The organism is Halomicrobium sp. HArcel3 (assembly GCF_058933135.1).
The window spans coordinates 644,301-670,282 of the sequence record NZ_JBZYDN010000002.1; the positions used below are offsets into that span (position 1 = coordinate 644,301).

General features: G+C 68.1%; 30 protein-coding genes and 3 tRNA genes. 15 read left to right on the plus strand and 18 right to left on the minus strand.

Features of this window, described 5'->3' with window-relative positions:
• Positions 1 to 74: 74 nt before the first annotated feature.
• The 3 genes from AC5FRV_RS09010 (at position 75) to AC5FRV_RS09020 (ending at position 3,716) form a co-directional block, all read left to right on the plus strand.
• On the plus strand, positions 75 to 902 hold the full coding sequence (locus AC5FRV_RS09010; RefSeq protein WP_493560748.1) for a hypothetical protein: 828 nt from the start codon (positions 75 to 77) through the stop codon (positions 900 to 902).
• Positions 903 to 965: 63 nt separating this feature from the next.
• The gene (locus AC5FRV_RS09015; RefSeq protein ID WP_493560749.1) at positions 966 to 2,930 is read left to right on the plus strand and encodes a hypothetical protein; all 1,965 of its coding nucleotides are present in this window, start codon (positions 966 to 968) and stop codon (positions 2,928 to 2,930) included.
• Positions 2,931 to 3,716, plus strand: coding sequence for a hypothetical protein (locus tag AC5FRV_RS09020; protein WP_493560750.1), 786 nt, complete (start codon positions 2,931 to 2,933; stop codon positions 3,714 to 3,716).
• Between the two features lie 53 nt (positions 3,717 to 3,769).
• Here the strand turns inward: AC5FRV_RS09020 and AC5FRV_RS09025 are convergent, their stop codons facing one another.
• Positions 3,770 to 4,579 (minus strand): spondin domain-containing protein, encoded by an 810-nt coding sequence (locus tag AC5FRV_RS09025; RefSeq protein WP_493560751.1) that lies wholly within the window; start codon positions 4,577 to 4,579, stop codon positions 3,770 to 3,772.
• Between the two features lie 235 nt (positions 4,580 to 4,814).
• On the opposite strand from AC5FRV_RS09025, the gene AC5FRV_RS09030 reads away from it, so the two are divergent.
• Together AC5FRV_RS09030 and AC5FRV_RS09035 are read left to right on the plus strand one after the other, a co-directional pair.
• On the plus strand, positions 4,815 to 6,068 hold the full coding sequence (locus tag AC5FRV_RS09030) for an outer membrane protein assembly factor BamB family protein (RefSeq protein WP_493560752.1): 1,254 nt from the start codon (positions 4,815 to 4,817) through the stop codon (positions 6,066 to 6,068).
• Complete coding sequence (locus AC5FRV_RS09035; protein ID WP_493560753.1) at positions 6,065 to 6,886, plus strand: hypothetical protein; 822 nt, start codon at positions 6,065 to 6,067, stop codon at positions 6,884 to 6,886. Before AC5FRV_RS09030 ends, AC5FRV_RS09035 begins: the two co-directional genes overlap by 4 nt.
• A gap of 27 nt (positions 6,887 to 6,913) precedes the next feature.
• Here AC5FRV_RS09035 and AC5FRV_RS09040 read toward each other — a convergent pair whose 3' ends face one another.
• A complete protein-coding gene (locus tag AC5FRV_RS09040) occupies positions 6,914 to 7,393 on the minus strand; it encodes a hypothetical protein (protein ID WP_493560754.1) in 480 nt (159 codons plus the stop codon).
• Between the two features lie 291 nt (positions 7,394 to 7,684).
• On the opposite strand from AC5FRV_RS09040, the gene AC5FRV_RS09045 reads away from it, so the two are divergent.
• The gene (locus AC5FRV_RS09045) at positions 7,685 to 7,885 is read left to right on the plus strand and encodes a hypothetical protein (protein ID WP_493560755.1); all 201 of its coding nucleotides are present in this window, start codon (positions 7,685 to 7,687) and stop codon (positions 7,883 to 7,885) included.
• 101 nt (positions 7,886 to 7,986) lie between these two features.
• Here AC5FRV_RS09045 and AC5FRV_RS09050 read toward each other — a convergent pair.
• From AC5FRV_RS09050 to AC5FRV_RS09060, 3 genes are all read right to left on the minus strand, one after another.
• A tRNA-Ile gene (locus tag AC5FRV_RS09050) sits at positions 7,987 to 8,093 on the minus strand.
• Positions 8,094 to 8,137: 44 nt separating this feature from the next.
• Positions 8,138 to 8,497, minus strand: coding sequence for a group I intron-associated PD-(D/E)XK endonuclease (locus tag AC5FRV_RS09055; protein WP_493560878.1), 360 nt, complete (start codon positions 8,495 to 8,497; stop codon positions 8,138 to 8,140).
• A 465-nt stretch (positions 8,498 to 8,962) separates the two neighbouring features.
• A tRNA-Asn gene (locus tag AC5FRV_RS09060) sits at positions 8,963 to 9,035 on the minus strand.
• Between the two features lie 93 nt (positions 9,036 to 9,128).
• Between AC5FRV_RS09060 and cca the strand changes: the two genes are divergently transcribed.
• On the plus strand, positions 9,129 to 10,484 hold the full coding sequence (cca, locus tag AC5FRV_RS09065) for a CCA tRNA nucleotidyltransferase (RefSeq protein ID WP_493560756.1): 1,356 nt from the start codon (positions 9,129 to 9,131) through the stop codon (positions 10,482 to 10,484).
• On the opposite strand, the gene AC5FRV_RS09070 is transcribed toward cca, so the two are convergent.
• From AC5FRV_RS09070 to AC5FRV_RS09085, 4 genes are all read right to left on the minus strand, one after another.
• Positions 10,463 to 11,470 carry a histone deacetylase family protein gene (locus AC5FRV_RS09070; protein WP_493560757.1) on the minus strand — a complete coding sequence of 336 codons (1,008 nt, stop codon included), beginning with the start codon at positions 11,468 to 11,470 and terminating at the stop codon, positions 10,463 to 10,465. The two genes, cca and AC5FRV_RS09070, sit on opposite strands and share 22 nt — an antisense overlap.
• Positions 11,471 to 11,908, minus strand: a complete 438-nt coding sequence (locus AC5FRV_RS09075) for a histone (RefSeq protein ID WP_493560758.1) — start codon at positions 11,906 to 11,908, stop codon at positions 11,471 to 11,473.
• Positions 11,909 to 11,963: 55 nt separating this feature from the next.
• On the minus strand, positions 11,964 to 13,502 hold the full coding sequence (locus tag AC5FRV_RS09080; RefSeq protein ID WP_493560759.1) for a single-stranded DNA binding protein: 1,539 nt from the start codon (positions 13,500 to 13,502) through the stop codon (positions 11,964 to 11,966).
• A gap of 177 nt (positions 13,503 to 13,679) precedes the next feature.
• Entirely contained in the window at positions 13,680 to 14,267 is a 588-nt protein-coding gene (locus tag AC5FRV_RS09085; protein WP_493560760.1) for a hypothetical protein, read from the minus strand.
• A 137-nt stretch (positions 14,268 to 14,404) separates the two neighbouring features.
• Between AC5FRV_RS09085 and AC5FRV_RS09090 the strand changes: the two genes are divergently transcribed.
• A tRNA-Arg gene (locus AC5FRV_RS09090) sits at positions 14,405 to 14,477 on the plus strand.
• 388 nt (positions 14,478 to 14,865) lie between these two features.
• On the opposite strand, the gene AC5FRV_RS09095 is transcribed toward AC5FRV_RS09090, so the two are convergent.
• Entirely contained in the window at positions 14,866 to 15,651 is a 786-nt protein-coding gene (locus tag AC5FRV_RS09095) for a phytanoyl-CoA dioxygenase family protein (RefSeq protein ID WP_493560761.1), read from the minus strand.
• Positions 15,652 to 15,772: 121 nt separating this feature from the next.
• Between AC5FRV_RS09095 and AC5FRV_RS09100 the strand changes: the two genes are divergently transcribed.
• The 3 genes from AC5FRV_RS09100 (at position 15,773) to AC5FRV_RS09110 (ending at position 17,820) form a co-directional block, all read left to right on the plus strand.
• A complete protein-coding gene (locus tag AC5FRV_RS09100; protein WP_493560762.1) occupies positions 15,773 to 16,447 on the plus strand; it encodes a hypothetical protein in 675 nt (224 codons plus the stop codon).
• A gap of 63 nt (positions 16,448 to 16,510) precedes the next feature.
• Complete coding sequence (locus tag AC5FRV_RS09105; RefSeq protein WP_493560763.1) at positions 16,511 to 17,125, plus strand: DUF309 domain-containing protein; 615 nt, start codon at positions 16,511 to 16,513, stop codon at positions 17,123 to 17,125.
• 98 nt (positions 17,126 to 17,223) lie between these two features.
• On the plus strand, positions 17,224 to 17,820 hold the full coding sequence (locus AC5FRV_RS09110) for an HVO_2922 family protein (RefSeq protein ID WP_493560764.1): 597 nt from the start codon (positions 17,224 to 17,226) through the stop codon (positions 17,818 to 17,820).
• Positions 17,821 to 17,835: 15 nt separating this feature from the next.
• Here AC5FRV_RS09110 and azf read toward each other — a convergent pair whose 3' ends face one another.
• Positions 17,836 to 18,609 (minus strand): NAD-dependent glucose-6-phosphate dehydrogenase Azf, encoded by a 774-nt coding sequence (gene azf / locus AC5FRV_RS09115; protein ID WP_493560765.1) that lies wholly within the window; start codon positions 18,607 to 18,609, stop codon positions 17,836 to 17,838.
• A gap of 105 nt (positions 18,610 to 18,714) precedes the next feature.
• Positions 18,715 to 19,164, minus strand: a complete 450-nt coding sequence (locus AC5FRV_RS09120; RefSeq protein ID WP_493560766.1) for a hypothetical protein — start codon at positions 19,162 to 19,164, stop codon at positions 18,715 to 18,717.
• A 129-nt stretch (positions 19,165 to 19,293) separates the two neighbouring features.
• On the opposite strand from AC5FRV_RS09120, the gene AC5FRV_RS09125 reads away from it, so the two are divergent.
• Positions 19,294 to 19,641 carry a dihydroneopterin aldolase family protein gene (locus AC5FRV_RS09125; RefSeq protein WP_493560767.1) on the plus strand — a complete coding sequence of 116 codons (348 nt, stop codon included), beginning with the start codon at positions 19,294 to 19,296 and terminating at the stop codon, positions 19,639 to 19,641.
• A gap of 143 nt (positions 19,642 to 19,784) precedes the next feature.
• Complete coding sequence (locus AC5FRV_RS09130) at positions 19,785 to 20,255, plus strand: DUF5790 family protein (RefSeq protein ID WP_493560768.1); 471 nt, start codon at positions 19,785 to 19,787, stop codon at positions 20,253 to 20,255.
• A gap of 40 nt (positions 20,256 to 20,295) precedes the next feature.
• On the opposite strand, the gene AC5FRV_RS09135 is transcribed toward AC5FRV_RS09130, so the two are convergent.
• The 6 genes from AC5FRV_RS09135 to AC5FRV_RS09160 form a co-directional block, all read right to left on the minus strand.
• Complete coding sequence (locus AC5FRV_RS09135) at positions 20,296 to 21,012, minus strand: creatininase family protein (protein WP_493560769.1); 717 nt, start codon at positions 21,010 to 21,012, stop codon at positions 20,296 to 20,298.
• Positions 21,013 to 21,130: 118 nt separating this feature from the next.
• Positions 21,131 to 21,655, minus strand: coding sequence for a DUF6789 family protein (locus AC5FRV_RS09140; RefSeq protein WP_493560770.1), 525 nt, complete (start codon positions 21,653 to 21,655; stop codon positions 21,131 to 21,133).
• Positions 21,656 to 22,047: 392 nt separating this feature from the next.
• Positions 22,048 to 22,449 carry an ArsR/SmtB family transcription factor gene (locus tag AC5FRV_RS09145; protein ID WP_493560771.1) on the minus strand — a complete coding sequence of 134 codons (402 nt, stop codon included), beginning with the start codon at positions 22,447 to 22,449 and terminating at the stop codon, positions 22,048 to 22,050.
• A 106-nt stretch (positions 22,450 to 22,555) separates the two neighbouring features.
• Positions 22,556 to 23,200 carry a helix-turn-helix domain-containing protein gene (locus AC5FRV_RS09150; protein ID WP_493560772.1) on the minus strand — a complete coding sequence of 215 codons (645 nt, stop codon included), beginning with the start codon at positions 23,198 to 23,200 and terminating at the stop codon, positions 22,556 to 22,558.
• 138 nt (positions 23,201 to 23,338) lie between these two features.
• Positions 23,339 to 23,791, minus strand: a complete 453-nt coding sequence (locus tag AC5FRV_RS09155) for a pyridoxamine 5'-phosphate oxidase family protein (protein WP_493560773.1) — start codon at positions 23,789 to 23,791, stop codon at positions 23,339 to 23,341.
• Between the two features lie 196 nt (positions 23,792 to 23,987).
• Positions 23,988 to 24,152: a DUF7560 family zinc ribbon protein gene (locus AC5FRV_RS09160; RefSeq protein WP_493560774.1), complete on the minus strand. Its 165-nt coding sequence runs from the start codon at positions 24,150 to 24,152 to the stop codon at positions 23,988 to 23,990.
• Positions 24,153 to 24,389: 237 nt separating this feature from the next.
• On the opposite strand from AC5FRV_RS09160, the gene AC5FRV_RS09165 reads away from it, so the two are divergent.
• Positions 24,390 to 24,545, plus strand: a complete 156-nt coding sequence (locus AC5FRV_RS09165) for a rubrerythrin-like domain-containing protein (protein WP_493560775.1) — start codon at positions 24,390 to 24,392, stop codon at positions 24,543 to 24,545.
• A 17-nt stretch (positions 24,546 to 24,562) separates the two neighbouring features.
• The gene (gene gdhB / locus AC5FRV_RS09170; RefSeq protein WP_493560776.1) at positions 24,563 to 25,858 is read left to right on the plus strand and encodes a glutamate dehydrogenase GdhB; all 1,296 of its coding nucleotides are present in this window, start codon (positions 24,563 to 24,565) and stop codon (positions 25,856 to 25,858) included.
• The last annotated feature ends 124 nt before the right edge of the window (positions 25,859 to 25,982 follow it).

Here is a 25,982-nt window from a genome sequence, read left to right on the forward strand (position 1 = left end):
ACACCGACGAAGCAATATTTTCCATCGATAGCGATCACCGAAAAATTATTGCCGGCGTTCGATACATCTGGGGTATGGGTTTTGGGGGAAAAGCAGTGATCGCCGTACTGATCGTGGCCGTACTGGGCGGGGCCGTCTGGGCGATGGGGCCACAGGCGGGGACACCATCCGACGCGCCGGACCAGCACACCGACGCAACGCCGTCACCGGCGACTGACGATCCTGGGGAGTCGTCCACCGACGCCACGGAACGACAGGATACCGACGCGGACAGCGGTGCTGGCGCGGCACCACCTACGGAGGACGACGGTACTGACGACGAGGGGACCTCCGGCGGTGACGGTGACGACGCCGACGCCGATGGTGGCGACAGTAGCGACTCCGGTGGCGACGGCGGGTCGGGCGACGGGTCCGCCACCAGCGGCGCCAGCGGGAGCGGCGACGGTTCCGCCGACGGCACGGGCGGCATTGGAGCGGCGGACGAGACCAGCCTCGCCGTCGGCTCGACGTCGGTCGCCGCGGACGGGACGGCCGAGGTTCGGCTCACGCTCGAAACGGCGCCAGAGGGGATGGCCGGCTTCCGGGCGCGTATCGCGCTCGACACCGACGTCGCGACGATCGAGGACGCCGCGCCGGCCGACGCGTTCGACCAGATTTCCAGCGTCGACGCGGCCGCGGACGGGTCGGCGGTGACGGTCGAAGCGGTCGACGACGAGCGGCTGGCCGAGCCGGGGGCCACGGACGTCCACCTCGCGACGATCACCGTCGGCGGCGTCGACGCGGGCACCTCGCCGCTCGACCTGACGGCCGAGCGGCTGGACGACGACGACGGAACCACGATAGCCGTCGCGACGACCAGCGGCGAGGTCGACGTGGAAGCGAACGAGTCGGGTGGCCAATGACGACTCGTCACACCGACGACCGCAGGTCTCACCGGTCGTGGTGGTGCGCCACGGAGGGCACCGATGTCTGAGAGGGACGGTGGCGGCGAGGTCGAACCCACCACGGAGGACCGGCCGCGAGCGAGCGCGCGTCGCGCCTTCCTCGGGGCGCTCGCCGCCGGCACTGTCACACTTGGCACCGCGATCGGGAGTGCCGGAGCCGACGCCGCGGCGACGGCCCAGACCGGCGACGCCCTGCCGTGGGCCGAGACGTTCGACCTGGCCGACGGGACGACGGTGGACGACGGCGAGACCGCATGGACGATCGAGTCCGGCGACGGGCACCCGGCCGTCGCCGTCGAGTCGGGCGCGCTGACCGCCAGCGAGACCGCCGGCGAGGCGCGGTGGCGGAGCGAGGCCATCGACCTCTCCGGCGTCGGCGCGGTGGACGTAACCGTCTCGGTCCGGCGGACCGAACAGCCGGGGGACGGCGGCGAGCCACCGGCGTCGGTCGTCGGGACGGAGCCGCCGACCGATCTGGACGGCGACGGCCGCTACGAGGACGTCGACGGCGACGGCACGTTCGACCTCGCCGACGCCGTGACGCTGTTCGACCACCTCGAGAGCGACCCGGTGACGGCGGACGCCGCCGCTTTCGACCGCAACTGCAACGGCGAGGTCGACTACGCCGACGTCGTCTCGCTCGCCAGCCGTGCCGACGGCGATGGGGGCGACTCGACCGGTGGCTGCGACAGGGGGCCACAACTGACCGTCGCGACGGTCCTCGACGGGACCGAGACGGAGATAACCAGTTACGGCGACGACCTCGGATCGGCCGGGGAGACCGTCGAAGCGACGGGTCTCACCGGCGACACCCTCCGCGTTGCAGTCACGGCCCGAACGGGCGCGGGCGGAACGGCCTACCACGTCGACGAGGTGCGCGTGGCCGAACGCGACGACGCCGGGGACGTGACGCTCGTCGCCGACAGGGCGCCGGACGGGAGCCGGCTCACCGCGCGGCCCGACGGGCCGGCGTATCACACGACGGACGGATCCGTCCACCTGTTCACGTGGGACGAACCGGCCGACGGGGCTCGCGCCGTCCTCTACGACGAGTCCGGGGAGGCGGACTGGGGATCGGGACCGGACGTTCACGTGTTCGACACGCTGGAGCGCGATGGGGCCGGGGCGGGCGACCGACCGTCGCTCCAGGCGACCCGGGGCGAGTGGGCGAACCACCGGGGGTCGCCGGAACTCGTCGCCGACGGGCACTCCGGCGAGTACTCGATGCGCGCCCAGCGGCGCAACGACGTCCACGGCTTCGCGGCCGAGTTCCCGGCGACGACAGAGGTGTTCCTCTCCTACTGCGTGAAGATTCCCGAGGGACGCGCTATGCCCGGCGGGGAGGAACCGGGCGAGTTCCCCATGGACGAGTCGGTCTGGAAGATGAGCTGGCTCATGCACGACGACACGGGTGCCGGCGAGGACGTCGACGTCACCATCCCGACGTGGACGCCGGTGCTCGCGATCGGTGGGAACAACGTCGACACGGCCCACTGGGCCGGCAGCCAGCCGGACTGGTGGCGCTGGGGGCAGTGGATGCGCCTCTCCTTCTGGTTCGAGTGCGGTCCGGACCCCGAGCGCGACCCCGGCCGCCTGGTGTGGCAGGTCGTCACCGAGGGCGAGGAGACGCGAACGATCGTCGACAAGGGGTTCACGTTTATGGACGAGGGCACCCCGCCCTACTCGTGGAAGCGACTGGTGATCCCGGGGTGGAGCAACACCAAGTCGACGCCCGCCGAGAACGTCGAGGTGCTGTACGACGACGTCTACCTCGCAACGGGCGAGGACGCGAACGCGCGCCTCGAACTGGGCGACGACGCGACCTACGGGGACTGCACCCGGCTGGGGCTGAGCGAGATCCGTTCCTGGTCACCGAACCGGGTCTCGGCGGTGCTCAGGACTGGGTCGATCGATTCCGTCCGCGGGTCGACGCTCCACCTGACGACCGCCGACGAACGGCACGCCGTCTCGCTGGAGGTGCGCTGAATGGCCGACATGGGATTCCTGGCGGGCGGCAGCGGCGCGACGGACACGTACTCGACTCAGGCGCACCTCAACGCCCGGCCGGCACAGACCCACGTCGTCGACGACGGGGTGACGCAGGTCGTCCGCGGCGGCGTCGAGTGCGAACTCGACGGCGGGACCGTCCAGGTCGCGCTCTACGATATCACCGACGGCGTCGACGGCACGGCCGAGTTACTGTTCGTCCACGAGGAGACGCTCCCCGAGCGGCCGGCTGCGACCGGCGACGGGTACGAGGTGGCGACGCACGTCTTCCCCGTCGACCCGTTCTCGCTCCACGACCGGGTCGGCCGCAGGCTGGCCGTTGCGGTGAAACACGACGCTATCCGGAAGTGGGGGCACGACTGGAACGACCCATCCGACGCCGGCATCTACACCGCGCACGGCGACGGGTTCCCGTCGGACCCATGGCAAGGGTCGGTCGAAGACGGGTACTCCCCCCGGTCGGGGGCGCTGTTCGTCGAACCGAAAACCGTCCCCGACGGGAAGGCCCGGACGGTCGTCGGGGACGCCCACGGTGACCTGTCCCGGACCGTCTTCGCCGCCTTCCCGACCATATCGCCCGTGACGGGGATGGTGGTCGAGTACGACGCGCAGACGGCGGCCGGCGCGCCAGTCACAGTGCTCCCCAGCGGTGTGGTGGAGGTAGGCCCGGGGTCGGCGGCGACCGACTCGTTCACCGTTCGCCTGCGCGCCGCGGCGGGCGAGTGGCACGGTCCGAAGACCATCACCCTGACAGACCGTCGCTGAGTGGAAGAAGGGGTATCGCGGAGTGATCGTTTCCGAGAGGGGCCGGGACGGCCTTAGTGGGCCGTCACCCGGAGGATCAGGACGTCCCGGAGATCGGGATAGCCGTAACCGTTGATCTCGTTGACGGGCGCGACGGTGCCGCGTTCGACGTCGCCGACGTTCTTTGCCCGCTGGCGCGGGGCCTGGTGCTCACCGACGCCGGGCTCCTGGTTGACCTCGGTGCCGGCGTCCCAGAGCGCGACGGCGTCGTTGACGTTCCGGTTCGTCGGTCCGTCCTCACCGAACAGCGGCAGGCCCGACGGCCCGCCCAGCGAGTAGAACAGGTCGTTCGACTGGACGAACATCGTCACGAGCGACAGCGAGAGCGACTCCGTGCCGTCGTAGGCATCCGTCGAGAACTCGTAGGTCCCGCCGGGGAGGAGCGGGCCGGGCCCGTCGGCGCCGACGGGGACGGCGGTCGCACCGGCTTCGACGACGCTGTCGCGCTCGCGGAGGCTCGACACCAGCTGCCCGGGGCTGCCGTCCTCGGCGAGTGCCTCCAGCCCGTTGCCGCGGGCTGGTTCGCCGTGGGAGTAGATCGGTTCGTCCTCGCGGTGGACCGCGTAGGCGACGGGCGAGAGCGGGACGGGTTTACTGCTCCCCTCGCCTTCGAGGCTGGTCGACAGCGTGTTGCCGTTCGAGTGGTTCTCCAGGTGGACAGTGAAGTAGTGATCCTGTGCTCCCTGCATGTTCCTCGCGGCGGCGCTCCCGAACCCGAGCGCGCCGACCGTCGCGGCGCCGGCGGCCGCCACGAACGACCGTCGCGAGACGACGCTGGTTTCCGCACTGTTCCGTCCGTCGACCGAGTGTTCTGCATCCGTCATCTGAATCAGTGTGGGGTTACCACGCCCGTCGCTGGGAGGGAGACACGCAAGAGGATTTTTCGATTTTCCTACAATATCGGGCCGAAATGAACTGTAAATTCGTTCCAATTTCGTTCCAACTGTGCCGTCCACAGCGGCTTCCCCACCGACGGTGAGCCGGGCCCGGCCATCGACGCGAGTTCGTTCCGGCCGTCACCGACAGACATAATGTCCGGTGCGGCAAATCCGGCGGCCAATGCCCTCCAGCAGACGTCGCTTCCTCGAACGCTCCGGGCTCGTCCTCTCCGGACTCGCCCTTGCCGGGGCGTCAGCGGAATCTATCGTCGCCGACACCGGCAGGTTCGACGCCGACACCGATGAGTCCGGTTCCGGATCCACACACGACTGGCCCATGGCCAGATACGACCCGGCGGGCACCGGCCACCAGCCGGCGGCGACCGGGCCGAAAGACGGCGTCGAGATCGCCTGGGCCCACGACCCACCGGAGTGGTTCCGCGGGACGACGTCACCGATCCTGCTGGACGGGACCGTCTACGCCGTCGGCGACGGGTTGCTCGCCCTCGACGCCGAGACGGGCACGAAGCGATTCGGGGTTCCAGGCCCCTATCGCTCCACCCCGGCGCGAGCGCGCGCGTCAGTCTACACGACCGAGACGCTGGCGACGACGGCCCCGACCGGCGTCTTCGGGCTCAACGCCGGCGGCGGCGTCGACGTGCCCCTCCGGGAGCGCAACGTCGGTATCGAACGGTGGGGCGGGCCACGGGGTCCCGGCGGTGGGCTCCTCGGTCCGGGCGAACCAACGACGCCCGTGGCGGCCGGCGGGACGGTGTACGTCCCGATTCCGGGGACGAACACGGTGGCGGCGGTCGATCCGAACGACGGGTCGGTCCGCTGGCGCCGTACTCACCACGCGGACGACCCGATAAGCGGCCCGTACAACCGGCCGGCGGTCGCTGACGAGGCGGTGTTCGTCACCGCCTGGCCCCACCAGGCCACGGCCTACGACGCCGAGACCGGCAGCCAGCGCTGGCACCGCGAGATAGACGACCAGATGGTCCTGCCACCGGTCGCGACGGACGAGGGGATCGTCGTCCCGACCCGCGAATCGGTCCACCTGCTCGACGCCGGTGACGGACACACCATCTGGAAGCGAAATCTGGACGCGAACGTCACCGAGAGCGCGCCAGCGGTCGCCGACGGGACCGTCTTCGTCGTCGACGAACTGGAATCGCTCTACGCGCTCGACCTGGCGACCGGCGAGACGCTGTGGACGGCGCCGTTCGACGGGAAGACGTCGCCGGTCGTCGCCGACGGGGTCGTGTACGCGGTCCGGTCGCAGTTCGAACTGGTCGCCGTCGACGCCGCGACCGGTGAGAAGCGCTTCGCGTACGAGCCCGATCAGATACCGCTCTCGACCCCGGTCGTCGGGGACGGCATTCTCTACGCCGCCAACCGTGAACGAGTAATCGCGCTGCGGGAGGAAGGATGACGACCGACGACGACGCCGCGGCGACGGGTGAGCGCCGAAGGCCCGCTGATTCTCGCCGGACGCCGACCGACACCCGGACCGTCCTGGGTGCCGTGTGGGCCCGCGTCCGTCGCGACCCGCCACTCCTGATCCCATTCGCGGTCACCGGTCTCATCCTCGCACTGGCCGATGTCCTCCGAACGCGCGATCCGATCCCGATCGAGCCCACCGCGGCCCTGGACCAGACGGTTACCGTCCAGTTCTCGCTCTACCCGAGTGGCACGGCGCGAACGGCCAGGGGGGTCGGCGCACTGGTCGACCTCGAGACCCCATATCTCCTCCGGGGCGTCGGGATCGAACTGGCTGTGCCGCTCGCGGTCGGCGTCGCGGGCTGGTTGACGATCACGCGGGTGCTGGACGGCCAGCGGCGTCTCGACGCCCTCGCCAGGTACCTCTGCCTCCCGGTCGTGCTCTCCGTCGCCCCCCGACTGCTGGGCTCTCCGACGGTCGACGTCGGCTTGTCTGTCGGTCTCGTGGTCCTACTGGCCGTCTCGTTCGTCTCCGTTCGGCTGTTTCTCGTCCCCGCATTTCTCGCGACCGGCCTGGGCTTCGGTGCGGCCATCCGGAACAGCGCCAGTCGGTCTCGCGGCCAGGGCTGGACTCTGTTCGGTCTCATACTGGTGCTCGGCATCGGGTCGTGGGCACTGGCCACCGTTCCGATAGCCGGGGCCTTCCTGAGCACCGCTATCGTCGCGCCGGTACACGCCGTCGCGATGGCCGTGGTGCTGGACAGACGCTTCCCGTCGACAGACACTCCGACCGATCGCGATCGGCGCTGAGGCCGGCGACCGCCCCCTCGCTATCTCTCACCCGCTCATCCCGCCCTCTCGGAGCGTTATCGTGTGCTCGTTCCCATGGGGAGAACAGCTTTCGACGTGCGTCCACTCGTGGCTCTCGTTGCCATCGAGCGCTTCGAAGATCATGATGGTGACGGCACCTGATCCGCAGCCGTTCATCGTCACCGTCTCGTTCTCGCCGGAGGCAACGTGCAGGCGCGTCGTCGGGACGCCGTCGTCGGCCAGCGTCACGTTCCGAAACTCGCCGGCCCAGTACAACTGCTCGCCCGTCGCGAGCCGTCGGTCGCCGTCCCTGGTCGTCACCTCGAAGTTCATCAGCATCGCCGACTGCCTGTCTTCGGCGGCGTAGGCCGTCACGTCGTAGGGAACCGTGTCCCCGTTTTCGACCGTCAGCGTCGGCGGCGAGTCGTTACCGGAACCGAAGTACCATGCGGGCCCGGCGACGAGAGCGACGACTGCGAGGAGGGCGAGGACCTGTCGGGAGACCATACCGGTGGGTCCAGAACCCAGGAACAAATAGGTCACGGGGTTGCGACCGAACGGAACCGGCTGCCGCGTCTGGGCAGCGCGACGACCCGGACACCGAACAGCCGTGGAGACGGAACCGCTGCCGTCACCAGCGACACTGCCGAATCAAACATGAACTTTTATTATGGTTGCTGTCTTCGGTGGACGTAGAACTCCGATGTCCCGGACGAAGCGCCCCGTAGTAGCCGTACGCTGATTCTCTCCCCCAGACCGCGTCGTCCCGTTCGCCGACCGCCCACGAACCCATCGGAAATGAGCACTCACATCGACCCAGCGCCCCGACACGCATCGCCCGCGGAACCGACTCTCGAATCCGACGCTGACCCGACCAGCGACGACGAATCGACGCCGAATCCGTCCTACGATACCCACGACGCGGCGGCGACGTTCGACACCGGGAGCACCGTCCGACTGCCCAACACCATCGACGGCGAGAACAAGCGCGTCGGGTGAATCGACTTGGGGTCCGGTGAAGGTGACCCCTCGCTTCGAATCAGCAGAGACGGATACTATCGACGAGAAGAATGTCGGTCACGGATCGACCAGTTACTGAATGGGCCCTGCCGGATTTGAACCAGCGCTCAACCGGTCACCCATTCCACCTCGGAACCGAGCGTGGAAATATGAGCCGGTCGCTTTAACCAGGCTAAGCTAAGGGCCCGTCTACCCGTGGTTTCTCGATACCTCTTCTTTAGCCTGTCGGCATCAGAGCAGGTGGAGTGACTCGTCCAGCAGGTAGTCGGCGTGCCAGTTTATCTGCGAGGTATTGTTGTTCTTCGCCGTCCGGTAGCGTATCGTCATCGCATCCTTCGGCGCGTCCTCAACCGATACGAGGTAGACGTCTCCCGTTTCCGGACTGAAAACGGCGAAGAAATCGATGCGGCCGTCGTATCGTCCACGTTCGTACCCACTGGATTTGACGCGCGTGGTTCGCGTTTCGAACCGCACCGACCCGTCACTCGGGGCGTCGTATGCGGTCTTCACCTGGATTCGAGCGAAGCCTTCGTCTCCGTCGATGACGAGATCGTACGGCTCGTTGTCCCCGACCGGTTCGAGGACCGTTATACCACGGACGACGACGGCCGCGCAACGATCGCCTCGGTCGCGTCACCACGCCGCTGGGGTTCGGTGAGTTCCTCGAAATGCTCCGACACCATAGTGCGGGCTGTGCCGTCTTCGTCTATAAGGATCCGTTCGAATACGCGACGCGTCTTCCGGACGCCGCCAGGGCTCGAACGCCGAAAGACGGTCGGCCTCACTCCGTTCGGCCGCTGCGACTTTCGAGCTCGACTCCTGTCGATTACGTCATTCGGACCACGGGCTCCTCGCTGTCGCTCGTCGCGTTGTGGTCCGAAAATGACGCCGCCGCCAGGGCTCGAACGAGCCGAGACGTTCCGGGCGTGCGGCTCGCTTCGCTCGCCGTTCCGGGGCTGCGACTCGTCGGCTCGAGCCTGTCGGGTCCCGCTTCTACCGCTCACGGAGACGAGCACACGCTACGCGGTGCTCGTCGAAGTTGTTCGCGGAAGGAAGCGCCGCCGCCAGGGCTCGAACCTGGGACAACCTGGGTAACAACCAGGTGCTCTACCAACTGAGCTACGGCGGCTCGCATTCACGGATAGCCCGAGTTGTTGTATAGGGCTTTCGCTTTCCGTCCTGCATCGACACGCTTTCACGCACGCCGGGGAAATTCCGGGCTATGAGCGAGGAGTTCGACGCCGTCGTCGAGCAGGTCCGTGAGCGGGTGACGCCCGACGCCACAGAGCGGGCCAAGCTCGAAGCCGTCGCCGACGAGGTCGTCCGGCGGGCCGAGGCCGCCATCGCGGATCTCGACGTCGGCGCGGAGGTCGTCAGGGTCGGCTCCACGGCCCGGGAGACCTGGACGGCCGGCGACCGGGACATCGACGTGTTCGTCTGTTTTTCACCGGATCTCGACCGCGAGCGGCTGGAACGCTACGGGCTGGAGGTGGGCCACGCCGTCCTTCCCGAGGGCCACGAGGAGTACGCCGAGCATCCGTACGTCAAGGGCCCGGTCGACGGGTACGACGTCGACCTGGTGCCCTGCTACGCCGTCGACGACGCCACGGCGGCCCAGTCGGCCGTCGACCGGACGCCGTTCCACACTCGCTACGTCGAGGCGCGGATCGACGACGACCTGGCAGCGGACGTTCGGGTGGCAAAGCAGTTCGGCAAGGCGATCGGAATCTACGGCAGTAACCTGAAGACGCGGGGGTTCTCGGGCTACCTGACCGAACTGCTCGTCCTCGAGTACGGCGGGTTCCGACCGCTCGTCGAGGCCGCCGCAGACGACTGGCACCCACCGGTCGTGTTCGACCCCGAGGACCACGGCCAGCAATCCTTCGACGATCCACTCGTCCTCGTCGACCCGACGGACCCCGAGCGCAACGTCGCGGCCGTCGTCGCTCCCGACGCCGTCGCCCGATTTCAGCACTACGCCCGCGAGCTGCTGGCCGATCCGCGGGAGTCGCTGTTCGTACCGTCCGATCCCGACCCCATCGACGCGGCAGCGGTCCGCGAAGCCATCGAGCGACGGGGGACGACGCCCGTCGCGATCCGCTTCGACGCGCCGGATCTGGTCGACGACCAGCTCTGGCCCCAGCTCTACCGCTCGATCGACGGTGTAACGAGCGAACTCGACCGTCGTGGGTTCGACGTGCTCCGGGCCGCGGCGTTCGCCGACGAGTCGGCCGCGCTGTTCGTCGAACTGGAAGTCGCCGAGCGACCGGCCGTCGAGCGCCACGACGGCCCGCCGGTCCACGTCGGCGAGCACGCCCGCGGCTTCTACGAGAAGTACGCGGACACCGACGCCGCCGGGCCCTACGTCGACGGCGACCGGTACGTGGTCGAACGGGAGCGGGCGCACCCGAGCGCTCCCGACCTCCTCCGGAGCGACGCCCTCTTCGACGTCGCACTGGGTGCTCACGTCGAGTCGGCCCTGGAGGAGGGCTACGAGGTACTCGTCGGTGAGGACGTCGCCGCACTCGCAGAATCGTTCGGCGTCGAACTGGCGCGTTACTTCGACCCGAAGCCCTGATCGAGGAGGTCGTCGATGACCCCCTGGGCACCCTCGCTCACGTCGCCCTCGGGCGGTTGGGGGTCGTAGCTCGCGATCGTCTTGTTGACCGTCGCGATGCTGTCGGCGAGCGTGTCGAGGCTGTACCCGCCTTCGAGGACGAACCCGAGGCCCGCGTCGCACTCCTCGACCAGCTCGGTCAGTCGCTCGGTCATGAGCCCGTACCCCTCGGTCGAGACGCGCATTCGGGAGATTGGATCGTGCTGGTGGGCGTCGAACCCGGCGCTCACGAGGACGAGGTCGGGGTCGTACTCCCGCAGCGTGGGGAGGATGACCTCGTCGAAGGCGGCGAGGTAGCCGACGGTGTCCGTCCCCGGCGGGAACGGGACGTTGAGGTTCCGCATGTCGCCGTCTCCCTCGCCGTTCTCGTCGATTTCGCCGGTCCCCGGGTAGAGGCCCGATTCGTGGAACGAGACGTTGAAGATGTCCCCACGGTCGTAGCAGATGTCCTGACCGCCGTTGCCGTGGTGGACGTCCCAGTCGACGATGGCGACCCGGTCGGCGCCGGCCTCCAGGGCCGCCTGCGCGCCGACGACGACGTTGTTGACGAAGCAAAAGCCCATGGCGTCGTCCTCGACGGCGTGGTGGCCCGGCGGCCGTCCGAGGGCGAACGGCGTCTCGCGCCCGTCGGCACCGTCGAGGGCCTCGGTGGCGGCCCAGGCGGCGATGCCGGCGCTCGCGATGGCGGCGTCCCAGGTCGCCTCGACGGCGACGGTGTCGGCGTCCCAGTCACCGCCGCCGTCGGCGCAGAACTGCTCGAACTCGTCGACGTAGTCGGCGTCGTGGACCCGCTTGACGAGGTCGGCGTCGGCGTCGGGCGGCGCGACGTAGTCGACGTCGTGACACTCCGCGAGGCGGCGCTTGATCGCCCGGAGCCGGTCGGCACTCTCCGGATGGCGTGGGCCGGTGTCGTGGTCCAGGCAGACCTCGCGGTAGCCGAAGTTCATTCAGTAGTACTGCTGCAGTTCGTAGTAGGTCTCGACGTCCTCGGCCTTGACGGTCCGCCGGTCGGCGTGACGGGCCAGGGTGGCCGCCGCGGCCGCCACGTCGTCGGCGTACGCCTCGAGGATGTCGGCCAGCGTGACGCGCGCGTCCATCGCGACCCGATAGCGGTCGTCGATGTCGATGCGGGCGATGCGGTCGACCGGCGCGATGGGGAGTTCGATGTCGTCCTTGTCGCGCCCGCCGTCGACGCCGAAATCCTGGGGCATCAGCGTCTTTCGCCCGTCAGCCGTCGCCTCGGCGGCCGCCGCCTCGGCGAGGGTCGCCCCGTGCTCCTGGATGCGACGGGAGAGTTCCTCGACCGCTTCGGCGCTCACCCGCAAGCCCTCGGCGTTCCGCCGGATGACAGCATCCACCGGGGCAGACGGTAACTCGACGCTCATACCACAATGCGGGGCTGTTGCCGCCTTAAGGGTTTCCGTAGCGTCGCTGGGCCGATTAGAACACGTCCTCGGCGTCGACACGGCCGTCCCGAAGCTCGCCCCGGACCGTCACTTCCTGTCCGAGCGTCACTGTCTCGCCGGTTTCGACGGTCATCGTCTCCGTCCCGTCGTCGAGGACGACCGGGTCACCGGTCTGGACGACCGTGCCCGTGAACTCGACGTGTTCACCGTCGGCCGGGCCGTCGTCGCTGGATCCGTCGTCGGCAACGGCGCCGTCGTCGGCACCCTCGCCACCGGTGTCGCCCGCCACCGCGGCCGCTTCGGCCGCGGCGTGGTCGTCGCCGTCGTCGCCGTCGCTCCCACCCGATCCGCTACTCCCGTCAGATCCGCCGCTGCCGGCGAAGTCGTCGAGGCCGGTCGAACTGCTTCCGGATCCGCCGGCACTGGACCCGGAGCCACCGGCGCTCCCACCGGACGGCGCCGTCGCGCCGCTCTCGAGGACGGTCACGGTCGAGGCCCAGTTCGCGGAGGCCTCCACGTCGTCCTGCCAGCCGTCCTGGATCTCCACGTCGGCGACGAGCACCTCGTCGCCCGGACCGATCTCCTTGTCGGCCTTGTCGCCCCAGAGCGCCACCCGGATGTCGCCGGTGTCGTCCTGGACGCGGATGTTGCGGACCTGGCCCTCGCTCCCGTCGTCGCGGTCGAACGTCCGCTTGGGGTCGGTCGAGCGGACGACGCCGGCGATGTCGACGGTGTCGTCGATTTCGACGTCGCCGATGGGGTCGGCCTCGGGTTCGAAGGCGACCTCCTCGTCGACCTCGTCGACGGCGCCCTGGTCGCCGACGTGAAGTTCGATGCTGCCTTCGCGCTCGCGGACGTAGCCGTCGACGACCTCGACGGCGTCGCCCGGTTCGAGTTCGTCGGCGCGGTCGGCCCGCTCGTCCCACAGCGTCACCCGGATGCGCCCGGTCTCGTCCCCGAGTGTCAGGTTGGCGACCCGGCCCTCGCTCCCGTCGTCGCGGTCGAAGGTCCGGATGGAATCCGTATCGAGCACGAGTCCGCGGACGTCGACGTCGGACTGGCCCATGGTCAGCGCGTCGATGGAGGAGCCGTCGCCCGGTTCCACGTCGATTTCGACGTCTTCGTCGGGTTCGGCCTTGTCGACGGAGACCTCCAGCCCGTTGTACCCCTCCTTCGGCCGGCCCTTTACTCGGAGCACCTGCCCGACCTCCAGCTGGCCGTCGTCGATGGAGGCGGCCTGTTCGTCCCAGAAGGTGAGCCGGATGGCGCCGCTCTCGTCGGCGGCCTCGACGTTGAGGACGCGGCCCTCCTCGTCCTCGCCGTCGCGCTCGAACGTTCGCAGGTCGCCTATGGCCATCACCTTCGCGAGGAACTTCACCTCCTCCATCCCCGGTTCGACGTCGGCCACCGCGTTCACCTCGTTCTCGGACAGTTCGTGGGCGAGCAACATCGCCGCCGTCTCCTCGTCGGCGAGCCCGCCCATCTGCTCGACCTTCTCCTCGACTGCCTCCCGGAACGTCTCCTCGTCCACGTCAGTATCGAGATCCGCGTAGATGTCCTCTATCGCACCCATTTATCGTGTACTAGGCAGTGTAGCGCCGCGCTTAAGCGTTGTCGTTGCGCGAACGACCCATCGCTGTCCGGTGGTTTCCCGATCCGTCGCCGAGTGTCTCATAGGCGGACCTGTGCCGTCCTGCGGGATAAACCATCGGGCCGTCGGACGAGGGCTCCGGCGACGCGACTGGCGCCGTCAGTCCCGGGACGTCGTCGACACCGTCGTCGGGTCGTCGCCGTGGCTGTGTCTGACTGTCACCTGTCCGGGCAACCCGCCCTCGAAGGCGGCCGTCACCTCGTAGTCGAGTTCGGTGATGCACTGGGCACAGCCCTGCGCGTCCTCTCGATTCTGCGTCGCCACGAGCACCACCAGTTCGTCGGCGTCGGCGTGGTAGCTCGCGTCCGCGAGTCGCGGAATCTTGCACGCGTCTGACCCCCAGATGGTGCCGGTGACGACCACCTCGCCTGCGTCGGCCTCGAACGCGACAGCGGCCTCGTCGGTCTGCTGGCCACAGCCCGCGTCGACGAGGGACAGCGTCGCGTCAGCGAGTGATACTCCCTCACTGCTTCCGTCGCCACCGTCCGTCTCTGTGCCATCGCCACCGTCCGTCTCCGTGCCATCGCCACCGTCCGTCTCGTTCCCGGGCGTTCCGCCTCCGGACCCGGTCTCCGTCTCGCTCTCGGCGGGCGTTCCCTCGTCGCCGTTCTCGTCCGCGACGCACCCAGCCAGCGCGACGGCGCCGAGGCCGGCACTGACCCGCGTGAGCATCGTCCGTCTGTGCATACGCGCCTCTATCGGTGAGCGGGGCAAGTTCGTTCTGTTCAGTGAAACCGCATTTTGAGCGTTCGCAGTGCCAACGCCTCGCAGTCGGCCGGTCGAACCGTAACCCCTTTACAGAGGTCCGCGTTACGAATAGATGAGTCCGGGTAGGGTAGTGGACTATCCTCTTGGCTTGCGGAGCCAGGGACCGGAGTTCGAATCTCCGCTCGGACGTTTTCCTTCCACCAATCGACGAGCGATAGCGAGGAGTCTGTGGAAGGAAAACGGCTGAAAGGAGATTTGAACGGATTAGTCGCAGCCCGCGCAGCGAACGGAGTGAGCGAGCAGGAACGTCTAAGCCTGGTTCGAATCTCCGCTCGGACGTTTCTCTTCAGCGCAAAACCGTGAGCGGAGCGAACGGTCCGCGCTGAAGGAAGCGGAAAACGGAGATTTGAGCAGACCAGTGGCAGCCCGCACAGCGAACGGAGTGAGCGAGTAGGAACCTCTGGACGAGTTCGAATCTCCGCTCGGACGTTTCTGCCGACGCCACTCCGCGAGCGATAGCGAGCGGCGGCGTCGGCGAAACTCCGTCCAGGCGTGTCCAGATTCTGCCCTGGAGTCCCTACACGCACCCGGGGAACTCCTCGCCCTGGATGTGGACCGAATCCACCCAGTCGGGGCGCTCGTCGCCGGACTTCGTGAAGCGCGACCGGGAGTCCATGTAGGACATGATGAGGGCCCGTCGCCACTGGTCGGTCGTGTTCGGCGCGGTGAAGTGGGGCAGCAGGCAGTGCTGGAAGAGGGCGTCGCCGGGTTCCATCGGGAGGCCGACGGCGTCCTCGCGGGTGAACTCCCAGTCGGCGATGACGATGTCGGTGGCGTACTCGGCGGCCTCGTGACCGAGGATGCCGTTCGTATGCGCCCCCGGAACGACGTTCATACAGCCGTTCTCGGGGGTCGCTTCGTCGAGGGCGATCCAGACGGTGAGGTGGTCCATCGGCTGGATAGGGTAGTAGGCGGCGTCCTGGTGGAATCCCTTCTCGCTGCCGACCGCCGGGGGTTTGAACATCGCGGCGCTGCGCAGCAGTTTGAGGTTGGGGCCGAGCAACTGCGCGGCGACGTCGGTGATGGCGTCGTCGTCGGCGATGTCCCGCATCACGTCGTCGGACTCGACCATGCCGAGGCCTTCGAACTTGCGGACGGCGTCGCCGGGGTCGGCGACGTCGATCTCCCCGCGTTCGACGGCGGGTTCGTCCTGCTGCTGAAACCCGTCGGCCTCGCGGTCGCCGTGCGTGTACTCCCGCAGGCGAGTCTTCACCCGGTCGACCGTCGCCGGCGAGAGCGCGTCCTCGACCACGACGTACCCGTCGGACTGGTACTGGTGAAACTGTGAGTCGGTAAGCTCCATGGCTACCACTGAGAGGTATCACGGCGTAATGATTCCGATCGGCGGCGAGATGCCCGATAAACCGGACCTTGGGGCCTGGTACGCAGTGTATAACTACTAGGTATTCTTCTGAGCGTTCCCCATGGCGACGCCAGAACGCGCGGACCGGCCGGCGTCGTACGGTACCGGTGCGGTCTGGGTGCGGGTGATCCTCGTGGCGCTCGTCGTCGTGGTCGAGACGCTCGTCCTGGGTGTCTGGTTCGTGCTCGTGCGGTCCTCCCCGACGCTCTCGCTTGCGACGGGGTTCGGGTTCGCCGTACTGGCCGGTGGGCTGGTCGTCGCGTTCTTCGGGACCGACCTCGCCGTCAACGGTTCGGAGGCGTCGCTGCCGGGGTGGCGAGCGATAGCGGTCGTGCTGTTCGAAGTCGGGGCGTGGGCGCTGTGGCTTTCGATCGCCCGCCGGGTCGACGGTCTCGCCGGTATCGCAGCCGCCGGGGCCGTCTTCGCCACGCTGCTCCTCGTCCAGCACACTGTCGCGGACAACGTCCTCAGGGGAGAGTCGCTGGTCGCGACGCTGGTCGATTTCGACGCGCTGGGGGCCAGCCTGGTCCAGGCCGGCGGCGCGACGCTCTGGCTGCTGTTCACCTTGCACGAGGCGTTCGTCGTCGAGTTGCTGGCCGACGCCGACGCGGCGTTCGGGAGCCACGTTCCGGTCGACCTCGCCGCCATCGACCCGGGACTCGTGGGGCTGGCGGCGCTCGCCGCGGCGCTGTTCGTCGAGCACCTCGTCGGCGTGTCGTTCTCGCGCCACGGGTGACCCGGCCGCCGCGGCGACGGCCCCCTCGCAGCAGTTTTCCCGGCGCCCGCCGAACTGGGTGGTATGCGCGCCCACCTGCGTGCCGGCGTGGCCGTCTACGACGGGAGCCGGTACCACGCAGCCCACGACGCGTGGGAGGACTACTGGCTCGACCTGGCGTCGGGCACCGACGACGAGCGCCTGCTCCACGGCCTCATCCAGTTCACCGCCGTCGTCCACCACGCCCGCGAGCGCAACTGGGCGGGCGCCGTCGGCCTCGCCGAGAGCGCCGGCGAGTACCTCGCCGACCTGCCCGCGGAGTATCGGGGTATCGACCTCGATTCGGTCCGGGGATTCCTCGCGCGGATGGCCGCCGACCCGGAGCACCTCGAACGCGTCGGCCCGCCGCCGCTGACGCACGAGGGCGACGTACTGGGCTACGACGACCTGGACTTCGAGTCGACTGCCGTCGCCGCGGTCGTCCTCGCGGAGGCGGACGGCTACGACGAGACGGCCATGGAGCGGGCCATCGAGTACGCCCGTGAGGAGATCGACGCCGGGACCAGCGGGACGTACACCGGCCTGGTGTTCTCGTTCGTCCGCGACCCGGCGAAACGGGGGATCGTCTTCCAGCGACTCGCCGAGCACGTCCAGCGCGAACGCAGCAGGGAGGCCGACGTCGAGGGGCTGTTCGACTAGCTCCGCGGGCCTGCCGCGCTCACCGGAAGCCGACCGATCGTCCACTGAAATACACCGAGGACAGCACTTTATTCACCGGGAGAGTAAACACGGTGTCTATGTCCCAGGAGTACGAAGCCAAACGGGCGGTCTCACGCGACGAAGCGGCGACGGCGCTCAGACAGTTGGCCGACGGCGTGGCCGCCGGGTCGGTCTCGATCGTTGCCGGCGCGGGCCCCGTGGCCGTCGACATCCCCGACGACCTGACGTTCATCGCCGAACTCGAACAGTTCCAGGGCACCGTGGATCTAGAGGCCGAACTGGAGTGGCAGACCGACGACGGGGCCATCAGGGAACCGCTCGACGAGGGGGACTCCGCTGCCGACGCGGCCGAAGCCGCCTCCGACGCCACGGAATCGACCGCCGACAGCGCGGCGTCCGCTCCCGACGTGACCGAACCGGTCGAGTCCGCCGCCGACCTGGTCGGGCCGGCGACGGACGCGGACGCGCCGGCCGACGACCCTGCGAGCAAGGCGACGTTCGAACTGTTCCGGGACGCCGCCGACGAGTGGCGCTGGCGGCTCCGCCACCGGAACGGCAACGTCATCGCCGACAGCGGCGAGGGGTACGACCGCAAAGCCGGCGCTATCAACGGGCTCGAGAGCGTGAAGAGCAACGCGCCGCTCGCAGTGGTCGAAGAGCAAGAGCGCAAATAGGCAGAGCGAGTCGGCTCAGACGTCGGGTTCGACGACGCGTTCCTCGCCCTCGAAGTGGGCAGAGTTGTCACGGGGCTCGTAGCCCAGCACCTCCTTCGCGCGCTCGAGTGAGTAGTACTTGCGGTCGTTGTCGGAGATGCCGTAGACGATTTCGAAGTCGTAGTCGGCCTCCAGCGCGCACTCGTGGATGTGGGCGCAGTCGCGGTAGGAGAGCCACATCGCCTGGCCGCGCTCGTAGTCGATGGGCGGGTGACCGCGGGTGAGGTTGCCGATGCGGACGTTACACACCTCGATCCCGTGCTCGTCGTGGTAGTACCGGCCGAGAATCTCGCCGGTAGCCTTGGAGACGCCGTAGAGGTTCCCGGGCCGGGGGAACTCCGTCCCGTCCAGCAGGAAGTCGTCGTCCGTGCGGTACATCTCAGGCGTGCGCTGGTCGGTCTCGAAGGCGCCGACGGCGTGATTCGAGGAGGCGTAGACGAACTTCTCGACGCCTTCCTCGACGGCTGCCTCGTACATCTTCTGGGTCCCGTCGATGTTGTTCGACAGCACGGAGTTCCACGGGGCCGTCTTCCGCGGGTCCCCCGCGAGGTGGATGACTGCGCCGACCCCGGCGACCGCCGTCGCGACGTCTCCCTCGTCCGTCACGTCGCCGACCAGGTACTCGTGGTCGGGCTCTTCGACGGGCGGGCTGTGGAACATGAGCTTCCACTCGTAGGCGTCGCCGATCCCCTCCAGGATGGCCTCCCCCACGCCGCCGCCAGCACCCGTGAGCAAGACTGGGTCGTCCATTCAGGTAGACACTGGGGAACCCACGATACGTAGCTTGCGGTTTCGATCATGTGGAACGGGGGTCGAACGGCGCCCCGGCGGTTCGCTCTCTCGCGACGGGCGGCGCTAGGCGACGACGTACGCCACGGCGGCTAACAGAAACATCGACGCGTGGGCGAACAGGAACACGGCACTCGCCTCGGTGAGCACCGCCCGGTTGGCATCTGGTCTCCCGGTTCCGTCGAACCACACAGCGAGGTACCGTCGATACAGGGCGATGCCGGCACCGAGCGGGACGGCGTAGACGCCGAGCAGGAAGGCGAAGCTGCCCAGGAACCCCAGTCCGCCCGGGATGCCCCGGACGCTCGATAGGATCACGCCACCAGTCGCGGCCATAGCCACGTACAGGGCGAACACGACGGCGACGTGCGCTATCGGGTCCCCAACGACGACGGTGCTTCGCCTGCGAACGCGTCGGCGAACGACCACCGTCGCGACGAACGAGGCCACGACGGGAGCGAGCGTGACGCCACTCCAGAACACCCACGGCCGTTCGAAGAGTGGTCGGATCGACACGTTCGCCAAAACCGATGCCGGTCCAATAGTTATTGCCCTCGGGGGGCCAGCGGTTCTCGCGACGATGATTTCACCGTCGTCGCGGCTGGCCCGACACGCTTTCGTCCCCACCGGTCGACCCTTTCTGGCATGGACCCGACGGACGACCAGGTCGCCTGTTTCGAGGCGGGGATCAAGTTCGGCTCGCTGTACCACCAGTTCGCGGGAACGCCGGTGAGCCCCGAGAGCGCGGACTCGCTCGCTCGCGCGATGGAGGAGGCCATCGAGAACCAGCCCCACTGCGTGGACGTGCAGGTACGCATCCGTGAAGACGCCCTGCAGGAGGCTATCGCCACGGGGGACGCCGATTACGTGGAGTTCACCGGCGAGTTCGCCGACGTCGACGTCGTCGTCGAGTACGAGGGCGTCACCGTCGAGACGGCGATGCGGATGGACGGCGACTACCCGATGATGGCCGTCGAGGACGTCCGGGAGTAGGTCGTCACCGAACAGCGTGGCCACTCCCCCACGGGGCCCACGGCCTCGCTTTCGGAAAACTCGCAGCGAGAACTCTCACGTCCGGCGATTACACTTTCACTTTCAGGCGGGCTTTTAATCCCTCACCGTGCCAACGGCTAGTCATGAGTCAGTCCACACTGGACGACGACGAACTGTTCGGCGAAGCGGCCAGCGAGATCCGCGAGGACGTGGAGTCCTCGCTGGAATCGGCCCGCGAGTCGCTCCCGGCGGCCGACGACATCTGGGACGTCGAGGCCGACAACACCCTCGGCGTGCTCAACGCCCTGCGCTCGGCGTTCGACGTCGGCGACGCCGAGGAGGAGCTTCGCGACGCCAAGAAGTGGTACACCATGGGCGAGCGCGCCGACGCCTTCGAGGACGCCGACGACCTCGCCGAGGAGATCGAGACCGTCGGCGAACTCGTCGAGGACGTCGAGGACGCCAAAGAGCAGGTCGGCGACCTCGCCAGCACCGTCCCGCAGCTCCGGAGCCAGCTCGAGGAGTTCGAGGCCGAGAGCGAGGCGGCGGAAGACGACGACGCGGACGTCGACGCCGATGCCGACGCCGACGCCGAAGCGGAAGCCGAGGCCTGAGGCGGCAGGTAGGTCGGACGCGTCGCTCGAACGCAGGTCGTCAGGACAGCTCCCGGTCTCGCACGGCCGCGAGCACGGCCGCAAGTGCCTCGCTCGCGTCGTCCAGTAGCGCTTCGCCCCGTTCGGTACTCGCCTCGCGGGGGTCGCCGACGGTCCCGTTCTCGCTGAACTCGTCGCTGTCGTAGGCCAGGTTGACGCCAGACACCCACTCGCCCCAGCCGTCGGCTCCGCCCTCCGCCGCTTCGTCGAGGCGGTCTTCGCGCACGAGGTCGGCGTCGAGGTGCTGGACCAGGCTGGTCTCCTCGGGGCCACCGTGGCCCATGTCTGGCGCGTCGACCGCGTCGAACCAGGTGAAGGGAACGGCGTAAGCGTCGTCGTGGCGTGAGATGGTGGCGCAGACTTCCCGGAGTGGCCCGACGTTGCCGCCGTGGCCGTTGACGACGACAACGCGGTCCCAGCCGTGGTGGGCGAGGCTCCCGACCGTCTCGCGCACGTTCGCGCGGAAGGTGTCCGGGGAGACCCACAGCGTCCCGGCGAAGCGGCGGTGTTCCTCGGCGACGCCCACCGGGATGGTCGGGGCGACGACGACCTCGTCTTCGAACGACGCAGCACCGGCGTCGGCGACGGCCTCTGCGGTGAGGGCGTCGGTTCCCAGCGGCGCGTGGGGGCCGTGCTGTTCGGTGCTGCCGACCGGCACGATGGCGAGGTCGGTGTCGACCGCCGCGGCGTCGGTCCACGTGGCCTCCGAGAGGTGCATGTCGAGGAAATTGACGCCCGGGTCTACAAGGGTATCGGACGCTCGGGCGCCACTGGGCCGAACGGCCGTATTCGTTCCCGCTGGCGATGCGAGGGCGCGGACGGGAGCGGTCCGGAACTCAGACGATCGAGTCCGGCCGCGTCATGAAGTAGTTGAAGACGGCGCCGAGGCTGAGCCCGTAGAAGACGTGGGCGAGGAACGTCAGGATCACGTAGGCGACGAGCATCAGCCCGGACTGGCCGGTGTAGAAGGCGAGTACGAAGCCGGTCCAGATGGCGCCGCCGAAGAACGCGCCCTTGACGGGGTCAGATTCGCCGGGGAGGTACTCCTTGAGCGAGGCGAACAGGAGCGGCCACGGGATCATCCCGCCGAGCAGGAAGAGGAAGAAGCCGAACAGTACGGCGGGAACGTACCCCTCCAGGCCGATCATCCGCGTCAGCAGGGCGAACGACTCCCGGTCGAAGGCACCGATCGATTCGGCGATCAGCAGGCCGACGGTCAGCGAGGCGGTGCCGGCGAGGCCGCCCGCGGCCCCGACGACGCCGTCGCCGATGATACCGATCAGCGTGTCGAACTCCTCGTCGTCGTCCGTGATGTCGTCGACGTGGGACGTGTCGTCGACGTGTGGGGGATTGTCTGCCATGGGGGGAGGTAACATGGCAGCGCGTAAAAAGGTTCCCGCGAGCGGCCGGCCAGGCGGATTCGCAAGCGGTTCGGACGGGAACTGTGAGCGAGTCGTCCGTTCGCTAACTGGGACGTTTGAGGCAATACCGGGGCTAATCTGGTCCGGATCGAGACGTTGTGTTCCGTTCACCAATCGATCACGTCCGTTTCGTCACTGGGCGCCGGAATGAACAGGGGTTTGAGGATTTGCCGGCCAGTGGTGAGGATTTGCCGGCCAGTGGTGAGGATTTGTCGGCCAGTGGCTGTGTCTGGACCGACGTACGTACAGCAAGTCAGTCGGGGGACCGCAACGGCGCTCTCAGTGGCGGGTTGTTCAGGCGACGCCGTCTGCGTTCTCGAACCGAGCGGCTCTCAGTACCGGGGAACGTCGGTGGAAAAGGGATCGTCGTTCGCGGTACGGGTGAGGGAGAGTTCGACGCCCGTCTCCCCGTCAACCGAGAGGGAGACGTCGACGACGCGGCAGGTGTACGTGCTCACGTGGCTCCCGGACCCACGGATGCGGAGCTTCTCCTCGAGGAGGCCGGCATCGAGGAGCATCTCGACCTTCCGGTAGGCAGTCGATTGCGCAATGTCGTGGTCGTCGACGATTTCGGTGACGGTCCGCGCGCCGTCGCTGGTCGCTGCCAGGATCGTTCGGCAGTCTCCGTCCTCCAGCGGTTCGAGGAGCGACCCGATCTCGGCGTCCTCGGTCAGTGCGGTGGTCTCGGTCTGGTCCCGGCTCGCCTCGATTCCAACTAGCTGCGACTGGCTCATGTATCGAGGAAAGCGGCCGGGACACAGGGTTCGATAGCCCAGCTATCGTGGGTGGTTTATATGGGGTCGGCAATCTTGCCGTGGCGGCGGAAGGGAACCGGTGTCCTCAGGATCCCGCTTCGAGGACGTCCTGCAGGAGCTTGGACTGGGCGGCGAGCAGGTGTTCGGTGACAGTCGAGGGGGTGAGGTCGAACTCCGCGGCGACGTCGGTGGCGTTGGCGGCCCGCGGCCGCTCGAAGTAGCCCATCTCGTAGGCGGTCCTGAGCACCTCCAGCTGTCGGTCGGTGAGTTTCGCCCGGTCGACGAACACGGTGTCGCGAGCGGTGCCGCCGGTCGGCGCCCGGACGAGGCGCTGGATGTCGACGGCCGGAAAGCGGTCGCGGAACTCGCCGACGATGGTCTGGAGCCGGCCGAAGTCGCGGGCGTGAAAGACGAGTTCGAGTTCCCCGTCACTGGCGAAGTAGCGGGAGGCGGGCACCCCGTACTCACCGAGGCAGGCGCAGGGACAGTCCGCGTCGTGGGGAATCCGGTAGAGGTGGCGGTCGGCGTAGGCGAAGACGGGGTCGTGGTCGTAGTCGTCCGGGACCGCGTCACCGTCGACGAGAAACTCGGTGAACGCCCCCTCGGTAGCGGCCGGCCCGGCGGTCGTGGACACGTCCTTGATGACGGTTCCACCGGCCGCCGACAGGTCGGCGATGGGGCACGCGGACGGCGTCTCGAACGCGACGGTCACGCGAATCCCGGCTGGCATTCGTCCGTTGGTATCCGGCGTCGTCACTTCAGTCTGCGGGTCTGTGGCTGAGTCGACGAGTGATTGAGTCGGCGAGAGACTGAGTCGGCGAGCGGGTGGGCCGGCGGGCACGCCCCCCTGGGCGTCACCGGTCGCGCGTCACTGGTCGAGTTCGAGTTCGATCCGGCGACCGCTGATCGTCTCGGGCCGGAGGACGTAGAGCTGGATGTCGAGGTCCTTCCTGGCGTCGCCCCATATCTCGAACAGCGGTCGCTTCGCGTCGCCGTACTGTTCGACGTGTTCGGGCGTTATCTCGTCGCGAGCGATCGGGTGGAGAACGCCGCTGACGACCACGCTCCGGTACGTCCGTCCCGCCTCCTCGTAGACGACGAGACGGACGGTCGGCGACCCGGAGAGGAACTCGCGCTTCTTGCTGTCCGGAGTCGAGACGAGTCGCATGTAGAATTGCCGCTCGTCGGCGTCGTAGCCGTAGGAGATCGGGATCGCGTAGGGGTCGTCGTCGCTGGCGAGCGACAGCACACCGGTCTCGTGGCGGCTCAGGAGGGCGTCCGTCTCCTCCCGCGTCATCTCCGTCTCTTGCTCCAGACCCATTGTCGGTACGTCGGCTTTGTTCGTCGGTACTTTATTGTTGCCTATCTCGTCCTGGGTCCGCCGGATCGCGGGAGAAAACGGTCGACGCGACCGGCTCGACGTCGTCTGGGGGGGCCGGCCCGGAACGAGGACGACCTCGTCACGGACCGGTCGGAGCGGCGGTCCCGTCACGGAGCGGCCGGGGAGACGGCACCCGTCACGGGTCGGCCGACGATTCCACACGGGTGAACGCGTCGATGGAGACCGGTGCACCACACACCACACAGCCGTTCGCGACGAGCGCGTCCCGCATGGAGGGGTTTACCTCCATGGACTCCTCGCAGTCCGGGCACACGAAGACGTACTCTTCACTGGCGCTCATCTCTAGGTAGGGCTATGTCATCCACGGGTAAATGAAACCCCACTGTTTCCCAGACCCCGGGAGTGCTCGGACCGGTTTATGTTCGGCTGCGCGTTCCTGACGGCCAGTCAGCGCGAACGAGCCAGCGGTCGCTGCCTGTGTTGGGACACGTCGCTGGCCGAGATGCCGCTGTCATCCTAATATGGCCTATTATTACTATTACGATTAATATTTACCCCTGGGGCGCGAGAGTGAACTATGCCCCACGGGCAAGACATCGAAGGCGACACCTCGAACTACTCGTCGAAGTACGAATGCCTGCAGTGCGGAAATATCGTCGAATCTCAGACCCACCCGGGGACGTGCTCGAAGTGCGGCGGCGACTTCCAGAACCGGGCGAAGTCGCTCGAATAACGTCTCCTTTTTCCACAATGTCAGGAGAGTCCACAGCGACAGGAGACGGTGTCGACACCACCGTAGAATCGCCCCCGGAGACCGCTCTCGACACCGCCCGCCACCAGCTCCAGCAAGCGGCGGCCCACGTCGACGCGGACCCGAACATCGTCGAGCGGCTCAACTACCCCACCGCGGTCCACGAGGTGACCGTCCCGCTGAAACGCGACGACGGCACCGTCGAGATGTTACAGGGGTTCCGCGCCCAGCACGACAGCGTCCGCGGCCCCTACAAGGGCGGGCTCCGCTATCACCCGCACGTCAGTCGCGAGGAGTCCATCGGCCTGGCGATGTGGATGACCTGGAAGTGCGCCGTCGTCGACATCCCCTTCGGTGGCGCGAAGGGGGGAATCGTCGTCAACCCGAAGGAGCTGAGTGACGACGAAATGGAGCGTCTGACCCGCCGATTTACGAACGAACTCCGCAACGTCATCGGCCCGATGACCGACATCCCGGCGCCGGACATGGGGACCGACGCCCAGACGATGGCGTGGATCATGGACGCCTACAGCGTCCAGGAGGCCGAGACCATCCCCGGCGTCGTGACCGGGAAACCGCCCGTCATCGGCGGGAGCAAGGGACGCGAAGAGGCGCCCGGCCGAAGCGTCGCCATCATCAGCCGGGAGTTGCTGGACTACTACGACTACGCCATCCAGGACACGACGGTCGCCGTCCAGGGCTTCGGCAGCGTCGGCGCCAACGCCGCCCGCCTGCTCGACGAGTGGGGCGCCACTGTCGTCGCCGTCAGCGACGTCAACGGCGCCGCCTACGACCCCGACGGCCTCGACACCCACGCCATCCCGTCCCACGAGGAGGAACCGGAGGCGGTCACGAAGTACGCCGACGAGACCATCGCCGGCGGGGAGATCCTGGAACTCGACGTCGACCTCCTCGTCCCGGCCGCGATCGGGAACGTCATCACCGAAGACAACGCCGACGACGTCCAGGCCGACATGGTCGCCGAGGGAGCCAACGGGCCGACGACGTTCGTCGCCGACACCATCCTGACCGAGCGGGAGATTCCGGTCGTGCCCGACATCCTCGCCAACGCGGGCGGCGTCACGGTGAGTTACTTCGAGTGGCTCCAGGACATCAACCGTCGCTCGTGGTCGCGCGACCGGGTCAACGAGGAACTCGAAGACGAGATGATCGACGCCTGGAACGCCGTCCGGAGCGAGTTCGAGGAGCGCGACGTGACGTGGCGTGAGGCGGCGTACATCGTTGCCCTCTCCCGAATCGCCGAAGCCCACGAGTGTCGTGGCCTCTGGCCCTGAGCGCGGCTCGGCAGGTCCACTCCGCCGGCGGATTCCGCCCGGCGAGAGAGACCGAGTTCAGTGCAGCGTCCCCTCGCGGACGCGGTCGTCGTTGCTCGAGCGATGGCCACCGGTTCGGCCAGAC

Coding starts and splice junctions, on each gene's coding strand:
- AC5FRV_RS09140 (WP_493560770.1), bottom strand. CDS start 21,655: ATGGCAGACAATCCCCCACACGTCGACGACACGTCCCACGTCGACGAC.
- AC5FRV_RS09165 (WP_493560775.1), top strand. CDS start 24,390: ATGCCCCACGGGCAAGACATCGAAGGCGACACCTCGAACTACTCGTCG.
- cca (WP_493560756.1), top strand. CDS start 9,129: ATGAGCGAGGAGTTCGACGCCGTCGTCGAGCAGGTCCGTGAGCGGGTG.
- AC5FRV_RS09010 (WP_493560748.1), top strand. CDS start 75: ATGGGTTTTGGGGGAAAAGCAGTGATCGCCGTACTGATCGTGGCCGTA.
- AC5FRV_RS09095 (WP_493560761.1), bottom strand. CDS start 15,651: ATGGAGCTTACCGACTCACAGTTTCACCAGTACCAGTCCGACGGGTAC.
- AC5FRV_RS09085 (WP_493560760.1), bottom strand. CDS start 14,267: ATGCACAGACGGACGATGCTCACGCGGGTCAGTGCCGGCCTCGGCGCC.
- AC5FRV_RS09160 (WP_493560774.1), bottom strand. CDS start 24,152: ATGAGCGCCAGTGAAGAGTACGTCTTCGTGTGCCCGGACTGCGAGGAG.
- AC5FRV_RS09105 (WP_493560763.1), top strand. CDS start 16,511: ATGCGCGCCCACCTGCGTGCCGGCGTGGCCGTCTACGACGGGAGCCGG.
- AC5FRV_RS09035 (WP_493560753.1), top strand. CDS start 6,065: ATGACGACCGACGACGACGCCGCGGCGACGGGTGAGCGCCGAAGGCCC.
- AC5FRV_RS09125 (WP_493560767.1), top strand. CDS start 19,294: ATGGACCCGACGGACGACCAGGTCGCCTGTTTCGAGGCGGGGATCAAG.
- AC5FRV_RS09025 (WP_493560751.1), bottom strand. CDS start 4,579: ATGACGGATGCAGAACACTCGGTCGACGGACGGAACAGTGCGGAAACC.
- AC5FRV_RS09070 (WP_493560757.1), bottom strand. CDS start 11,470: ATGAACTTCGGCTACCGCGAGGTCTGCCTGGACCACGACACCGGCCCA.
- AC5FRV_RS09110 (WP_493560764.1), top strand. CDS start 17,224: ATGTCCCAGGAGTACGAAGCCAAACGGGCGGTCTCACGCGACGAAGCG.
- AC5FRV_RS09015 (WP_493560749.1), top strand. CDS start 966: ATGTCTGAGAGGGACGGTGGCGGCGAGGTCGAACCCACCACGGAGGAC.
- AC5FRV_RS09145 (WP_493560771.1), bottom strand. CDS start 22,449: ATGAGCCAGTCGCAGCTAGTTGGAATCGAGGCGAGCCGGGACCAGACC.
- gdhB (WP_493560776.1), top strand. CDS start 24,563: ATGTCAGGAGAGTCCACAGCGACAGGAGACGGTGTCGACACCACCGTA.
- azf (WP_493560765.1), bottom strand. CDS start 18,609: ATGGACGACCCAGTCTTGCTCACGGGTGCTGGCGGCGGCGTGGGGGAG.
- AC5FRV_RS09075 (WP_493560758.1), bottom strand. CDS start 11,908: ATGAGCGTCGAGTTACCGTCTGCCCCGGTGGATGCTGTCATCCGGCGG.
- AC5FRV_RS09040 (WP_493560754.1), bottom strand. CDS start 7,393: ATGGTCTCCCGACAGGTCCTCGCCCTCCTCGCAGTCGTCGCTCTCGTC.
- AC5FRV_RS09020 (WP_493560750.1), top strand. CDS start 2,931: ATGGCCGACATGGGATTCCTGGCGGGCGGCAGCGGCGCGACGGACACG.
- AC5FRV_RS09150 (WP_493560772.1), bottom strand. CDS start 23,200: ATGCCAGCCGGGATTCGCGTGACCGTCGCGTTCGAGACGCCGTCCGCG.
- AC5FRV_RS09130 (WP_493560768.1), top strand. CDS start 19,785: ATGAGTCAGTCCACACTGGACGACGACGAACTGTTCGGCGAAGCGGCC.
- AC5FRV_RS09100 (WP_493560762.1), top strand. CDS start 15,773: ATGGCGACGCCAGAACGCGCGGACCGGCCGGCGTCGTACGGTACCGGT.
- AC5FRV_RS09030 (WP_493560752.1), top strand. CDS start 4,815: ATGCCCTCCAGCAGACGTCGCTTCCTCGAACGCTCCGGGCTCGTCCTC.
- AC5FRV_RS09080 (WP_493560759.1), bottom strand. CDS start 13,502: ATGGGTGCGATAGAGGACATCTACGCGGATCTCGATACTGACGTGGAC.
- AC5FRV_RS09045 (WP_493560755.1), top strand. CDS start 7,685: ATGAGCACTCACATCGACCCAGCGCCCCGACACGCATCGCCCGCGGAA.
- AC5FRV_RS09155 (WP_493560773.1), bottom strand. CDS start 23,791: ATGGGTCTGGAGCAAGAGACGGAGATGACGCGGGAGGAGACGGACGCC.
- AC5FRV_RS09135 (WP_493560769.1), bottom strand. CDS start 21,012: ATGCACCTCTCGGAGGCCACGTGGACCGACGCCGCGGCGGTCGACACC.